The sequence below is a fragment of the Mesorhizobium sp. WSM4837 genome (genome assembly GCF_055811435.1).
Genome location: NZ_JBVVQE010000027.1, coordinates 14,131 through 30,258, shown reverse-complemented (window position 1 = coordinate 30,258; position 16,128 = coordinate 14,131). Strand labels below are relative to the sequence as shown.

General features: G+C 65.8%; 3 protein-coding genes. 2 read left to right on the top strand and 1 reads right to left on the bottom strand.

Annotation, left to right across the window (positions count from 1 at the left end; genetic code table 11):
* Positions 1-174: 174 nt before the first annotated feature.
* Complete coding sequence (locus AC0L3D_RS17450) at positions 175-5,655, bottom strand: alpha-2-macroglobulin family protein (RefSeq protein ID WP_473630043.1); 5,481 nt, start codon at positions 5,653-5,655, stop codon at positions 175-177.
* A 304-nt stretch (positions 5,656-5,959) separates the two neighbouring features.
* On the opposite strand from AC0L3D_RS17450, the gene AC0L3D_RS17445 reads away from it, so the two are divergent.
* Positions 5,960-7,888, top strand: coding sequence for an autotransporter assembly complex protein TamA (locus AC0L3D_RS17445; RefSeq protein ID WP_287300786.1), 1,929 nt, complete (start codon positions 5,960-5,962; stop codon positions 7,886-7,888).
* Positions 7,888-15,804 carry a translocation/assembly module TamB domain-containing protein gene (locus AC0L3D_RS17440; protein ID WP_473630044.1) on the top strand — a complete coding sequence of 2,639 codons (7,917 nt, stop codon included), beginning with the start codon at positions 7,888-7,890 and terminating at the stop codon, positions 15,802-15,804. The genes AC0L3D_RS17445 and AC0L3D_RS17440 overlap by 1 nt, the downstream gene beginning before the upstream one ends.
* Positions 15,805-16,128 lie beyond the last annotated feature (324 nt).

Here is a 16,128-nt window from a genome sequence, read left to right as displayed (position 1 = left end):
CCCCGTATAGTGACGGGGAGAAGGGGGCTGTCACGGCCCACAGCGGCTTTTCAGCAGCGTTCGAGTTTGGCGAAAATTTCGGCGCAGGCCTCTTTCTCCCCGCCACTATACGGGGAGAAATGCCCGGCAGGGCAATGAGGGGCAGCGCCATCGCCATGGTTCGCCATCTTTGCCTTACGGCGCCCTGACCTCCATCATGCCGGTCGCGGTGCGGGCCGAATATTGCGGCCGGTACATGTCTTCGACGGTAGCCGCCGGATGGGCATAGGTGCCCGGCGTCACCGCACGCACGACATAGGCGAGCGTGATGTTGCGGTCGCCGTCGCCGTCGTTCGGATTGAAAGCGGCGACGAAACGGTCGTCGCGGAATTCGAGATGGGCGGCGTCGGTCTGGGCCAGCCAGGAAAAATTCGACAATTGGGCGCTGGAAACCAGGCCCGGATTATCGATCTCGAAGCCGGCCGGCAGCAGATCGGTGATCACCAGCCGCGACGGCCATTTGTTCTGCTCGTAGATACTGAGCACGACGACATAGCGTTCGTTCTGGGTCGCCTGCGTGACATTGGCTTCGGTGCCGTCGAGCTTGTAGTAGGTGCGGCCGATGGTGAAGCCGTCGCCGCTGGCCGGCAGCGGCTGGATCGGCGAGGCCACCGTGGTGACGACCGCCTGCAACGGGTTGCTGCCGGTGTTGGCGACGGTCAGCGGACTGTCGGCAATGTCGCTGCCGGCGATCTGGTCCGAATAGGCGCCGGCATGCGGCGCGCCATTGATGGTCAGCGCGATCGCATCATTGCCGGCCTTCAGGGCACGCGCCGCCAGCAGCATCCAGGACTCGTCCTGCGTGCTGGTCCATCTGACGGCGGCGCGTTCCTGCGTCACCCGCTTGATCAGCGCCGGCACGATCGTCGGCACCGGCTTGGATTCGGCGGCAAGCGCCAGCATCGCTGCGCCGTCACGCAGCGGCGAGCCATAATCGGACCTGTAGTAGTCGTATGCCGAGGTCGAATTGGCCAGTTGCAGGGCGGCCTGGAAGGTGGCTTCCGAGCGCTGCGTGTCGCCATAGAGCGCCAGGCCCGCCGCCAATTGGGCGACGGCCATCGGGCTGGTAAAGGCTTCGAGCTGGGTGTCGGCGTAGTAGCGCAGATCGCCGATCGAGGCCTTCTTGTTGCGGGCCAGCACATAGAGCGCATACGCGATCTCGCTGCCGCGATCCTTGACGTCCTGGTCATAGCCGATCGCGTTTTGCAGATTGCTCAGCGCCTGGTTCATCGCCAGCGCCGGCACGTCGTATTTCTGCTCGCGCGCCCGGGTCAGGAAGTCGGTGACATAGGCGTCGAGCCACAAATCGCCGGAGCCCGGGCCCCACAGGCCGAAGCTGCCGGCCGAGGCCTGATAGCTCAGCACCTTGTAGATGGCGTCCTGGATGCGGCCGTGCAGGTCGGTGTCGCTGGCCAGGCCGATGCCCGACGCCATCTCGTTGACATAGAGCAGCGGCATGGCGCGGCTGGTGGTCTGCTCGGCGCAGCCATAGGGGTAGCGGTCGAGCGTCATCAGCAGCGAGGGCACGTCGAAGGCCGCCGCCTGTGAAACGCCGACGCTGACCGAAGCACCGTCGAGCAGGCTTGCCGCCAAGAGCTCCTTGTCGACGCGCAGCGAGCCGCCATTGCCCTTGAGGTCGACCACCATGCGGGTGGTCACCGGCAATTGCGCCGGGCGCACCGGGACATAGAGCGTCTGCTCGACAGCGGTGCCGTCGGCATGGGCGAGCTTGATGGTGATCGAAGCGTTCCCCGGCGCCTCAGCGATCAACGGCACGGTCAGCGTCTGCCGCTTGCCCTTGGCCAGTGTCAGCTTTTCGGGCAGGGCGGCACTGCCGGTCGAAAGATCGCCTGACGTGTCGATCGACAGCGCATAGTCGCCCTCCGGACCGTCGGCGTCGGTGACGTCGAGCCGCATGAACGCCGAATCGCCGGGCGCCAGGAAGCGCGGCAGGCCGGCTGTGATCACCACCGGATCGCGCACGATCACGTCGGACTGGGCGTGACCGACCCCGTCCTCGGTCCAGGCGACGGCCATGACGCGCACGGTGCCGTTGAACTGTGGGATGTCGAAGTCGACCCGCGCCTTGCCGTCGGCGTCGAGCTGGACCGGACCGGAGAAGAAGGCGACCAGCTTTTCGGTCGGCGGGCTGCCTTGCGACTGGATGTTGGCGCCGTCGCCGCCACTGCGCAGCTTGCCAGTCGTGCCCAGCGAGCCGTCGATCAGGCGGCCGTAGAGGTCGCGTACTTCAAGGCCGAGCATGCGCTGGCCGAAGAACCAGGTCTCCGGATCCGGCACCTTGTAGTTGGTCAGGTTGAGAATGCCGACATCGACGGCCGCGACCATGACATAGGCGTTGGCGCCCCGCCGCACGCCGGCCACCGAAACCGGGATCGACAGCTGCTGGCGCGGCATGGTCTTGTCCGGCGGCGTCAGGCTGACGGCGAGCTTCTTGGAGCCCGGATCGACCTTCAGCCATTTGACGCCGATGGCGCGCGCCGGCATGCGGGTTTCCTGCGCATCACCCGGCCTGAACAGCGTTGCCGTGACATAGGCGCCGGCGCCCCAGTCGTCGCCGACCGGGATGTCGATGGTGCTGCCGCCGGCCGGCACGCTGGCGGTGACGGTCTTCAAGAGCTTGTCGGCGCCGATGGTGACGAGCAGCTCGCCGGCAAAATGCGGCGACACTTTGAGCTTGGCCACTTCGCCGGCCGCATAGCTGTCCTTGTCGAGGGCGATTTCGAGGCCGTCGGGCGTTTCGGTGGTGGTGGAGCTGACATACCAGCCGGCGTCGAACTCGTAGCTGGTCGCCGGGCCCTCCGGGTCAGACGTCTCGATCTCGAGCCGGTAGCGGCCCCAGTCGACCGGCAGCGAGACGGTGGCCTCGCCGTCGGCGGTCATGTCGACCTGGCCGCTGGCCACCGACTTGGTGAAGGTCACCGGCTCATAATTCCAGGAACTGCTGGAGCGGTACCATTGGTAATTGCGTTCGACCTTGACCAGCGACCATTGCGCGCCTTGGAGCGCCTCGCGCTTGCCGTCGGGGTCGACGGCAATCAGGCCGAACTTCGCCGTGCCGCCTTGCGGCACCTCGTCGCCGTCGAAATCCGGGCGGATGCCGATCATCTGGCCCTGCGGCCGGATGGCGAAGTTGAGCGAGCGTTCGACGGCGCGGCCGCCGGTCTCGCGCATCCTGACCGTAACCTTGGCGTCGACCAGCCTGGTGGTCGAGGGCAACTGGTCGACGGAAACCGGGAAGGTCGCCTTGCCGTCGTCGCCGACCACCGGCAGGCCGGTGAACGGGGTGACTGACGGTTCCGCCGACTGCTCGTCGGCGAGGCCGAAGGAATAGCCCTTGAAGCGGTCCCAGGCGCGGGTGGTCGACAGCGTCAGTTCGCCTTCGAGCGCCAGCCCGGCGGCCGGCGCGCCATAAAGGAAGCGGCCGTCGACGGTAACGTTAGCGGTTTCGCCCTGCGCGATCTCCTGCTTGTCGGAGGACAGGTCGAACTCGATGCGATCCGGCACGAAATCCTCGACCAAAAACATCTGGCTGGCGACCGCCGCCTGCTTGGGGTCGGTGTGGATCGCCACCGTCCAGGTGCCGCGCATGGCGTTGGCTTCGAGCGGCAGGTCGACGGCATGGCCGCCGGCCGATGCGCCGTCGCTGATGATGCGGCGGTTCTCGACGCCGTCGGGACGGGTGAAGATGAAGGTCAGCGGCAGGTTCTCGACCGCCTTGGCGGCGCTGTCGCGGGCAAGTGCTGCGACATGGACGTCCTCGCCGGCGCGGTAGATGCCGCGTTCGGTCCAGGCATAGACGTCGAGCGCGCCCGGCGCCGGACGCCCGGTGACGCCGCGATCGGAAAGATCGAAGCCGGCGCGGCCCATGTCGAGGAAGACGAAGTCGCTGTCACCCTGCCTGGCTGTCAGCACGGCCGGCACCATGCCGCCGTCGCCGCGCGTCAGTCCGGGGTTGAAGACGGCGCGGCCTTCACCGTCCGTGGTCGCGGTGCCGAGGATCTCGTTGTTCCTGGCCAGCAGCGTCAGTTCAGCACCTGATATCGGCTTGGCGGTTGCGAGCGAACGGGCAAAGACGTTCAGCCCGTCCTGCCCGGTATAGGTCGACAGGCCGATATCGGAGACGACGAACCATTGCGTGGCGCGCGAATCATAGTCGTCGTCGTTCTCGTCGACCGGTTGCGCGGTCAGCACATAGACGCCGGGCTTGCGCTGCGGCAGCGCCTCGTCGACCGGGAAGGAGGTGGTGACTTCCTTGTTCAGGTCGTTGGCGATGTCGAGCTGGCCCTGCCAAACCGGCTCGCCCATCTGATCGGAAATGTTGGAGATGTCGTAGCCGTCAAGCTGGCGCAGGAACTGGTAGCCGGACAGAAGCTGGGTCAGCGAGCGATCGCCGATGCGAAAAAGCTTCATTTCGGCGGCGCTCATGTTGACGGTGACGACCGGGATGCCTCGGCGGGCGCCGGCCGGCAGCACGAAGCTGTCGCCGGTGAAACGGGCGGACGGGGCGCGGTCCTGCACATAGATCGACAGCACCACAGGGGTGGAGATCACCTCGCCGATGGCGGCCGGCAGGCCGGGACGGAAGGTCACGTCGTAATGCTGGCCGTGCTCGAGCCCCTCGACGCAGATCTGCTTGTCCTTGGCCTCGACGCCCTTGGGGGCGGCGTTGTCGACAGTGACGAATTGCGCGTAGTCGACGCCGGTCTTGACCAGGTCTTCGGAAAATTGCGCGCAGATGCGTGGCGCGCTGGTGTCGGCGTCGACCGTGTGATCGACGACGCGGAAGCCCTTGCGCGCCTTGAGGTCGTGGTAGGCGGCCGTGACCCAGGGCGAACTGACCAGCGCGAGGCTCGCTTCGTAGGCCTGCAGGGCCGGCCGAGCGAGGTCGCGGCGATCGAGCCCGTCGCCAAGCAGTGCCAGCGCTTCGGCACGGGTTGTTGTGGTGCGCAGCAATTTGTAGGCGTTGAAGCCGGCGGAGGTGGCGTTCGCCGGCAGGGTCGACGCCTCGGCGCTGTTGGCGGTCGGCTGCACGGCAAGTGTTTCCCGCGCCAGTTCAAGCCAGAGTTGGCCATCGTCGGGCAATACCGAAACCAAAGCCTCGTATTTTTGAACGGCCAAGCGGTGGTCGCCGGTCTGCGACGCTTGCCTTGCCGCCTCCCGCAGCGCCGTCAGTCCTTCGGTGGGCTTGGTGTAGGCCGGGCCGGTGAGCCTGTTGCGGTATTGCTGGGCCTGGTCGGCCATCCAGGCGGGGAAGAAGGCGAGCGCCGGCGGCGCGCCGATGTCGGGGTCGCCTTCGACGTTGACGACCTTGCCGGCGACGGCGCCCTTGAAGGGCTTCAGCGTGTTATAATCGGATTTGAGAAAACACCATTTGGCCTTGGGGTTGTAGGTGAAGGCGCGGCAGGCGGGATCGCCGAGACATGTCGTCGTGCACTGATCGAGGCTGACGTTCTGGTCGGATCTGAGATCGAAGCCGAAATAATCGGAATTGTCCGATGTCACCACCCGGCGCGCTTCGGCCGCTTGCGCGACACTGCCCCAAGCGAAAAAGAGAAGAAAAAGAATCGACAGACCACGAGCCGCGCGCATTGCCATGACACCCCTCCGGACACTGCTTACGTTACGTCCACGTTACGCCCAGACATGTTCAAGCTTCGGTCCAGCTTGTCAACACAAGGACGCGGCAGGTTCCCGCCTGCCAACGGTTTCCTTTCCGGCCGATGACCGGTAGTACCTCCACAGGACAGGGATCACGCTTTCTTGCGGCGACGCAGAAGGTGTGAATTCCAAGCCCTGTCCATTTCAGACAGTTGGATTGTGGCATTTGGATTGTGGCCCGTTTACGAGCAATTCAGAACTTCATTCCAATTTTAGCTTTGGCCGCTAGTGTAGAGTTGTAATGTCGGCGTATGAAAGGCAGATGTCGGGAGGAACCGCGCCACGGCGCGTGTTTTCGCTCGCCTTGCTTTCCGCCTTGCTATGCTCGACTGCACTGATTGGCGCGAGCGGAAATGCGGCCGCTTTCGAGATCTTCGGCATCAAGCTGTGGGGATCGTCGGAGGATGAAGATGCCGACATCGTCGATCCGCTGCGCTATGCGGTGACCATCGAGGCGCCCGACGCCGACGAGGATCTCGCCGAAAAGCTCGAAAACGCCTCGGCGCTGAAGGACGACGAAGAACGTCCGGTCTCCGGTTCGCTCGGCCTGCTGGCCAAGGCGCGTGCCGACCGCGATCAGCTTGTCGCCGCCCTTTATGCGGACGCCCGCTACGAGGGCGTCGTCACCATTACCATCGAAGGCAAGCCGCTCGACGATTTGCCGCCGGACGCCGAATTCTCGGGTCCGCAGCCGATTCCGGTGGTGATCAACATTGCGGCCGGGCCGAAGTTCACGCTTGGCGACATCAGGCTGGAGGGCGATGCGGCGGGGCTGTCGGGCGCCGATTTCGGCCTGATCGCCGGCGGCGATGCCGGTTCCGGTGCCGTGCTCAAGGCCGAGGCGTCGATCGTGCGGGCGCTCAAGGAGGACGGCAGGCCGCTGGCCAAGGTGACCGCCCGCGAGATCGTTGCCGATCACGCCACCTCGACGCTCGACGTGGCGCTGACCGTGGCCGCCGGGCCGGTTGCCGGCTATGGCGACACCACGGTCGAAGGCACCGAAAAGGTCGACCGCGATTTCACCGAATACATGACCGGCCTGAAGCGCGGCCGCCAATATTCGCCGGAAGAGGTCGACGAGGCGCGCGACCGGCTGCTCGGGCTGGAAGTCTTCAACAGCGTGACGCTGAAGGAGGCCGACGGTCTCGACGCCGATGGCAACATCCCGATCGGCGTCGAAGTGAGCGAGCGCAAGCCGCGCTATTTCGGCCTTGGCGGCACCTTCTCCAACACCGAGGGGCTCGGCCTCGAAGGCTATTGGGGTCACCGCAATCTGTTCGGCCGTGCCGAAAAACTGCGCATCGAGGGTGAAATCAGCGGCATCGGCAGCAACGAACTGACCGAGCTCAACTACAATGCCGGCATCATGTTCGAAAAGCCGGGCGTGGTCGGGCCGGCGTCTAAATTCTTCGCCGGCGCCAACACCGTGCTGGAGCATCCCGACGCCTACGACCGTTTCTCGGTCAAGGGCAACACCGGCCTGTCGTATGACCTCGACCGGCAGCAGACGGTTTCGGCGGAAGTCGCGCTCGACTATTCGAAGATCACCGATTCCTTCGGCAAGCACACTTTTCTGATCGCCAGCATTCCGCTGCGCTATGTCTACGACAACCGCGACAACCGGCTCAACCCGACGACCGGATTCAGGGCGCTGGCCTATGCCGAGCCGAGCTACGACATTTTGAACGGTGCCGCCTTCGTCAAGCTTAGGGGCGAAGGATCGGCCTATCAGTCGCTCGACGCGGCCTCGAAGTTCGTCCTGGCCGAACGCGTCGTCATCGGCTCGATCATCGGCGCCGGCCTTCAGGATGTTCCGGCCGACCGGCGCTTCTATTCCGGCGGCGGCGGCTCGGTCCGCGGTTATGCCTATCAGGGCATCGGTCCGAAGGACGCCGACGGAGAGCCGATCGGCGGGCTGTCCTTCTTCGAGACCTCGTTCGAGATGCGCATCGCCATCAACGACACGATCGGCGTCGTGCCGTTCGTCGATGCCGGCACCGTCTCGACCGATCAATTCCCGGATTTTTCCGGCATGAAGGTCGGCGCCGGCGTCGGCTTGCGCTATATTACGCCGTTCGGACCGTTGCGCATCGATGCGGCGGTGCCGCTCAACCCGGATCCCGACGACCCGGATTTCGGCATCTATGCCGGTATCGGCCAGGCGTTTTGATGACAATGTTCAAGCGCATCCTTCGCATTGCCCTTTACACGCTGCTCGTCCTGGTGGCGGCGGTGGTCGGTGCGCTCGTCGTGCTGACCAAGACCGAGCGCGGCCGCGCCAATCTCGCCGGCATCATCTCGACCGTGGCGTCGACCGATGACCAGAAGGTCACGGTCAGCGGCATCGACGGCATCTGGTCCGGCGCGCTGACGGTCGACCATGTGGTCCTGGAGGATCGCCAGGGCGCCTGGCTGGTGGCGCGCAAGGTGGCCGTCGACTGGTCGCCGCTGGCGCTTCTGTCGAAAAACTTCAGCGCCGGCCGCATCGGCGCCGATCGCATCGAACTGGCGCGGCTGCCGGCGGCCGGCACGCAGCCGAGCCAAGGTGGCGCCACCACGCTGCCGGTGTCGCTCGACATCAAGCAGATCGACCTGCCGGAAATCGCGCTCGGGCAGGCGCTGGTCGGCAGCGGTATCGCCGAGCTCGCCGCCAAGGGATCGTTCAAGGCCGATGCGGCGCCATTGGCGCTCGCAACCAGCCTCAACATCACCCGCCGCGACGGCAAGCAAGGCAAGCTCGACGCCAACATCCATTTCGCGCCCGCCGACAACAAGCTGGACCTCGATCTGAAGGCGTCGGAGCCGGCCGGCGGCATCATCGCCAATCTGCTCAAATTGCCGGATGCGCCGCCGGTCAACATCGTCGTCACCGGCACCGGGCCGGTCGCCAATTGGAGCGGCATCGGTACCTTCGTCGTCGACGGCCAGATCGTCACCCAGCTCACAGGTCGCCACCAGCTCACCGACAAGGGCAACTATGTCGAGGCCAAGGGCGACGGCGACTTCCAGCGCTTCTTGCCCGACAATCTGAAATCCTTGTTTGCCGGCAAGACCAGCTTCGACCTCGCCGGAACCGCGATCGTGACGGGCGGCGTCGAGGTCGAGCGCGCCAGCATCGACAGCGATGCCGTGCATGGCACCGCCGCGGGCATCATCGACCCCAACGGCGCCAGCGACCTTTCGGTGGAACTCGCCGCCAAGGGTCCACCAATCGTGCTCAGCCTCGGCGCCGCGGCGCAGCCGGTGACGGTCGCGATCACCGGCGCCACGGCTCGCGCGTTCGGCGGCGGCAAGGCGCCGATAATCGACATCGGCGCGTCCCTGGTCTCGGTGGTGGCGGGCGGCACGCGGGTGGACGATCTGGTGGCCGAAATCCATTCCGACGGCTTTGACATCCAGGACCGCAGCGGACCGGTCACCATCAAGCTTATCGCCGGCGGCCTGAACACCGACGTGGCGACGCTGGCGCCGCTGGTGACCGGCAGGGTCACCGCCGACCTCGCCGGGTCGGTCAGCAAGGACGAGATCGTCGTCGATCAAGGCACGCTGCGCAGCGATGCGCTCAATGCCTCGGTGACATCCAAGGTGACGCTGGCCGATCTGGCGATGACGCTCAAGATGAATGCCGATGCCGTCTCGACTGCGCTGCCGCCGCAGATCCGCCCGGTTCTCGGCGAGCGTGTGACATTCTCGGCGACCGCGACCCGCGACCCGCAAGGCTTGTTTGCCGCCAATGCGCTGCGACTCAATTCGGGCTCGCTCAGCGCCAGCGGCACCGCCAGCGCGACGGGCACCGACATCCAGGCCGACATCAGGGGCACGCTCGGCGATGTCTCGGTGCTGTCGCCGATGGTTGGCGTACCGGTCGGCGGGGCCGTCAATTTCGCGCTGACGGCGAGCGGCGCGCGCTCGGCGCCGGATTTCTCGGTCTCGGCCGACAGCGACAGCCTGACCGCGTCGGGCCGGACGGTCAAGACGATCAAGCTGACAGCGACGGGCAAGGCCGACATCGTCAATCCCGCTGCCGATGTCGCACTGACAGGGTTCGTCGACGACCAGCCGCTCGATCTCAGGGCATCTTTGGTGACGCGTGACGGAACGCGTTCCCTCAACGGGCTTAGCCTGTCGCTGGCCGACAACAAGGTCTCGGGCGATCTCGTGCTCGACGACAGCTTGCTGCCGCTCGGCACGCTGACCCTCGAAGCGCCCGATATCGGCCCGCTGGCCGCGCTTGCCGGGCAGACGGCGGCCGGCGACGTGCAGGGCAGCATCCGCCTCTCGAATGATGGTGGCGCGCCGACGGTAGTCATCGATATGACGAGCGGGTCTATTTCCCGCGGCGATCTGGCGGCGAAGACCATCGCCGTCAAGGCGCTGGTCGCCAACTTTCTCAATGCGCCGGCGATCTCCGGCACGATCAAGGCCGACACGGTCACATCAGGCGCCACCGTGATCAGCGGCATCGGTGTCGATTTGAAGCGCGACGGCGACTGGACCGGGTTTTCCGGCGGCGCCACCGTCGCCGGCATTCCGGCCAGGGCCGAAGGCAGGGTGAAGATCGCCGACGGCACGACAAGCGTCGAAATCGCTTCCGGCGAAGCGACCATTCGCGGCATCAAGGCGGCGATCGCGCAGCCGTCGACCCTGAGCATCGCCAATGGCAACGCCAGCATCGAGAAGCTGATGCTCGATGTCGGCGGCGGATCGGTGACCGTATCCGGCACCGCCGGCCAGACGCTCGACCTTGCGGCAGAGTTTTCCCGGCTGCCGGCCGCCCTGGCCAATGATTTTTCACCCGGCCTCGACGCCGTAGGCACGCTCGGTGGAACGGCGCATGTGACGGGACCGTCGGCAGCCCCTGACATTCGTTTCGATGCGCAGCTCAACGACGCCGAGACCAGCCAGACCCGCCAGGCGGGGCTTGGGCAGCTCAACCTCGATGCGGCAGGCAGCTTCTCCTCCGCCGGCGGCGTCGCCATCGACAACGCGACGCTTGCCGGAGACAAGATTTCCGGCAAGGCAGCCGGCACCATCAATCCGAACGGCGCCAGCGATTTTTCGCTCGACCTGGCCTCGACCGGCCCGAGCCTGCCGCTGGCGCTTGGCAGCACCGAGAGCCCGATCAAGCTCGAGTTGCAGGCGCTGTCGGTGGAGGTCGCGGGGCAGGGCACGCAATCGACGCTGAATATCTCCGCGACACTGCCGTCGGTCGCCACCAACCTCGCCAAGGCCGAAGGCATCGCGCTTGCGCTCCATTCCGACGCCTTCGATCTGAAGGGCCGAACAGGGCCGATCTCCGGCACGGTGACGGCGGACAAAATCGGCCTGGACAATCCGACCATCGCGCCGCTGCTCGCCGGAAAGATTACTGCCAAGGTCGCCGGCGATCTCGCTACCGATACCATCGTCATCGACAGCGGCTCGGTAACGAGCGAGGTACTGGACAGCGGCTTTAATGGAAGGGTCTCCCTGGCCGATGGCGCCATCGATCTCAACCTCAGGGCGGTTGCGGCTTCCGCGGCACTGCCGGCGGCAGTGCGCGGCGTGCTCGCCGAGCGGACGCAGCTCAGCGCGGCACTGAAGCGCGACGCCAACGGCAATGTTATCGCCAACGCCATCAGGCTGGTATCAGGTGCATTCAGCGCCGACGGGCAGGCCAGCCTCGCCGACAACAAGGTCAGCGCCGACGTCAAGGGCGCGCTCGCCGACATCTCGCTTCTGTCCGGGGATGCCAAGGGCGCCATCACCTTCGCGCTGAACGCGCAAGGCGCCAACACCGCGCCCGACCTGTCGCTGACGGTCAACAGCGACCGGCTTTCGGTGGCGGCGCGAGAAATCACCGGGCTAAAGCTCACCGCGACGGGGAAGGGCAACATCGCCAGCCCGGCGGCCGATATCTCGCTCACCGGATCCGTCAATGACGAGCCACTCGATTTCAAGGCGTCGCTGGTAACGCGCCAGGGAAAGCGGTCCATAAACGGACTAAGCCTGTCACTGGGCGACAACAAAGTTTCCGGCGACCTTGCTCTCGACGATCGATTCCTGCCGCTCGGCACGGTTGCGCTGGATCTACCCGATATCAGTCCGCTCGCAGCCCTGGCGCTGGAAAAAGCTGACGGCGACGTGCGTGGCACGATCGTCTTCTCGAAGACCGGCAATGCGCCTCATGTCGCCATCAAGGCGACCACAGATTCAATTTCGCGCGGCGATCTTTCGGCAAAGACGGTCACCATCGATGCGCTGATTGCCAACTATGTCGCCGCACCGGCGATCTCCGGTAAAATCCGTGCCGACAGCGTCACCTCCGGCGGCACCGTGATCAGCGGCATCGATGTCGATTTGAAGCGCGACGGCGACTGGACCGGGTTTTCCGGCGGCGCCACCGTTGCCGGAATTCCGGCCAGGGCCGAAGGCAGGGTGAGGATCGCGGACGGCACGACAAGCGTCGAAATCGCTTCCGGCGAAGCGACCATTCGCGGCATCAAGGCGGCGATCGCGCAGCCGTCGACCCTGAGCATCGCCAATGGCGCGGCCAGCATCGAGAAGCTGATGCTCGATGTCGGCGGCGGATCGGTGACAGTGTCCGGCACCGCCGGCCAGACGCTCGATCTCGCGGCAGAGTTTTCCGGGCTGCCGGCCGCCCTGGCCAATGATTTTTCACCCGGCCTCGACGCCGCGGGCACACTCGGTGGAACGGCGCATGTGACGGGACCGTCGGCAGCCCCTGACATTCGTTTCAATGCGCAGCTCAACGGCGCCGAGACCAGCCAGACCCGCCAGGCGGGGCTTGGGCAGCTCAACCTCGATGCCGCAGGCAGCTTCTCCTCCGCCGGCGGCGTCGCCATCGACAACGCGACGCTTGCCGGGGACAAGATTTCCGGCAAGGCTGCCGGCACCATCAATCCGAACGGCGCCAGCGATTTTTCGCTCGACCTGGCCTCGACCGGCCCGAGCCTGCCGCTGGCGCTTGGCAGCACCGAGAGCCCGATCAAGCTCGAGTTGCAGGCGCTGTCGGTGGAGGTCGCGGGGCAGGGCACGCAATCGACGCTGAATATCTCCGCGACACTGCCGTCGGTCGCCACCAACCTCGCCAAGGCCGAAGGCATCGCGCTTGCGCTCCATTCCGACGCCTTCGATCTGAAGGGCCGAACAGGGCCGATCTCCGGCACGGTGACGGCGGACAAAATCGGCCTGGACAATCCGACCATCGCGCCGCTGCTCGCCGGAAAGATTACTGCCAAGGTCGCCGGCGATCTCGCTACCGATACCATCGTCATCGACAGCGGCTCGGTAACGAGCGAGGTACTGGACAGCGGCTTCAATGGAAGGATCTCGCTGGCCGACGGCGCCATCGACCTCAACCTCAAGACCGACGCCGTTTCCGCGGCGCTGCCGGCGGCAGCGCGCGGCGTGCTCGCGCAGCGGACGGAACTCAGTGCCGCGCTGAAGCGCGACGCCAATGGCAATGTCACCGCCGATGCGATCAGGCTGGTATCCGGCGCGCTGACCGCCGACGGGCAGGCCAGCCTTGCCGACAACAAGCTCACCGTCGACATCAAAGGCGCGCTGGCCGACATCTCGCTTCTGTCAGGGGACGCCAACGGCGCCATCACCTTTGCGCTGAACGCGCAAGGCGCCAGCACCGCGCCCGACCTGTCGCTGACGGTCAACAGCGAGCGGCTTTCGGTTGCCGAACGCGAGATCACCGGGTTGAGCCTCACCGCCACCGGCAAGGCCGATGCCGCCAACCCGGCGGCCAATGTCCAACTGACCGGAAACGTCGCGGGCCAGCCCCTGCAAGGCAGCGCCGTGCTGGCGACGTCAAACGGCAAGCGCGCCATCGACGGGCTTTTGCTGTCGCTCGGCAAGAACCGGATATCAGGCGACCTGGCGCTTGACGAGGCGTTCGTGCCTGAAGGCACCGTGGCGCTCGACCTACCTGACATCGGACCGCTGGCAGCGCTTGCGCTGGAAAAGGCGGAAGGCGACGTGCGCGGCACGATCGTGTTCTCGAAGACCGGCAATGCGCCTGGCGTCACCGTCAAGGCTTCGACGGCGTCGATTACACGCGGTGATGTTTCGGCGAAGACGGTGACCATCGATGCATCGATCGGCAACTATCTCGCGGCACCGGTGATCTCCGGAAAAATCCGGGCCGACAGCGTCACCTCCGGCGACACCGTCATTCGCGGCATCGATGTCGATCTCACCCGTGACGGCGACTGGACCGGCTTTTCCGGCGGCGCCACCGTCAAGGACATTCCGGCCAAGGCGGCCGGCCGCGTCAGGGTCGCCAATGGCACGACGACGGTTGAGCTCGCCTCCGGCCAGGCGACGATGCGCGGCATCAAGGCGGCGATCGCCCAGACCTCGACCATCACCATCGCCAACGGCACCACCAGCCTGGACAGGCTCGCACTCAACCTCGGCGGCGGCACGGCGACGGTTTCGGGCAAGGTCGGGGAGGCGCTCAATCTCAACGCGACGCTGGCGCGGGTGCCGATGTCGCTCGCCAACAGTTTCTCGCCCGGCCTCGATGCCGCCGGCACGATCTCGGGCACGGTGAAGGTGACGGGCGCGCCGGCCAATCCGGCCGTCGCCTTCAAGGTCGACGCCGCAGGCGTCCAGACGTCGCAGACCCGCGGCGCCGGTTTCGGCGGCATGGGCGTTTCGTCCTCCGGCACGTTTTCCGGCAACCGACTGACCTTCGAGGCCAACATGAGCGATGCCGCCGGTCTCGGCCTCAAGGGCGGCGGCACGATGACGACATCAGGCACGCCGACGCTTGATCTCGACTTTTCCGGCAAGGTGCCGTTCGCCTTCCTGACCCGGACACTGGCCGCACAAGGCCTGTCGTTGAGCGGCACTGCCGACGTCAATCTGAAGGTGCGCGGCCCGGCGACGGCGCCGGTGATCACAGGCACGGTCCGCACGTCAGGTGCCCGCCTGATCGATGCACGCTCGGGACTTGCAATCAACGACATCACCGCCGATGTGGCGATCGGCGATGGCGTCGCCAGGATCAACCGCCTGACCGGCAATTTGTCGACGCGCGGCAGCCTGTCGGCCAGCGGCACGGTCGGCATCAATCCGGCGCAAGGCTTTCCGGCCGACCTGTCGGTCAAGCTCGTCGACGGTCGCTACACCGACGGCAGGGTGGTCACCGCCAATCTCGGCGGCGACCTGACCATCAAGGGGCCACTCGCATCGGCGCCGTTGATCTCGGGTACGATCAACCTGGCCAAGACCGTCATCACCGTTCCCGAAAAGTTGCCGGGCTCGCTGGCGGCGCTCAACATCAGGCACAAGAACGCACCGGCCGCCGTGCGCGCGCAAGACAAGGCGTTGCGTCCGGCGACGGCGAGCAGCAGCAGCGGTGGTGGCGGCCTCAACCTCGATGTCACGGTCAACGCGCCCAGCCAGATCTTCATCCAGGGCAGGGGCGTCGATGCCGAGCTTGGCGGTTCGCTGCGGCTGACCGGCCCGGCATCGTCGCCGCAAGCGGTCGGCACCTTTGACTTGCAGCGCGGTCGGCTGTCGATCCTGGCCAAGCGGCTGACCTTCACCGAAGGCACGGTCGGCTTTTCGGGGTCGCTGGTGCCCTATCTCAATCTCACGGCGACATCGACGACGAGCAGCACCACCGTCACCATCGTGGTGTCGGGCGAGGCGACCAATCCGAAATTCAACTTCTCGTCGGTGCCGGCATTGCCAGAGGACGAGGTCCTGGCGCAACTGATTTTCGGCCGCTCGATGTCGAACCTGTCGCCGCTGCAGATCGCCCAGCTTGCCGAAGCCGCCGCGCAACTGGCCGGCATCGGCGGCTCGACCTCGCTGCTCCAGAACCTGCGCAGCGCCATCGGCGTCGACGATCTCGACGTCGTCACCGACGAGGAGGGCGGCACCGCGGTCTCGGCCGGCAAATATCTCAACGACCGCACCTATGTGACGATCCAGAAGGGCGACAAGCCGGGTTCGGGCAAGGCGGCGATCGATCTCGACGTCGGCCGCGGCGTCAAATTGCGCGGCGAAGCCACCGATGCCGGCGAAGCCAAGGGTGGCATTTTCTACGAACGCGAGTACTGAAGCCGGCCTGCGTGATAGGGGCCGGCAGTCCGACAGCCCTCGTCGCCGTTCTGGCACTCATCCGCGATCGGCCGGCGCGGTGCAAAGCTTCGCGCATGACCGCGAGAATCGAAATCGATTTCGGCGCAAAATCAAACCGCTACAGCGTCCGTTGCGCGCCCGACGGGACGTGCGGCGCGGTAGTGAATGTCTCAGTTTGATCGATGCCGGAGATTCGAACGAAATCTGCCGGGCAATAGCAATTTTGCGCCAAGACTGTCGTTATCACGCGAACTGCTTCCCTTCCAAAGTTGCACATTCCTTGGCATGTTCCCAATCCGGTGC

Excerpts from the sequence above, each read along its gene's own strand:
- AC0L3D_RS17450 (WP_473630043.1), bottom strand. The coding sequence starts at position 5,655 with ATGGCAATGCGCGCGGCTCGTGGTCTGTCGATTCTTTTTCTTCTCTTT.
- AC0L3D_RS17445 (WP_287300786.1), top strand. The coding sequence starts at position 5,960 with ATGTCGGCGTATGAAAGGCAGATGTCGGGAGGAACCGCGCCACGGCGC.
- AC0L3D_RS17440 (WP_473630044.1), top strand. The coding sequence starts at position 7,888 with ATGACAATGTTCAAGCGCATCCTTCGCATTGCCCTTTACACGCTGCTC.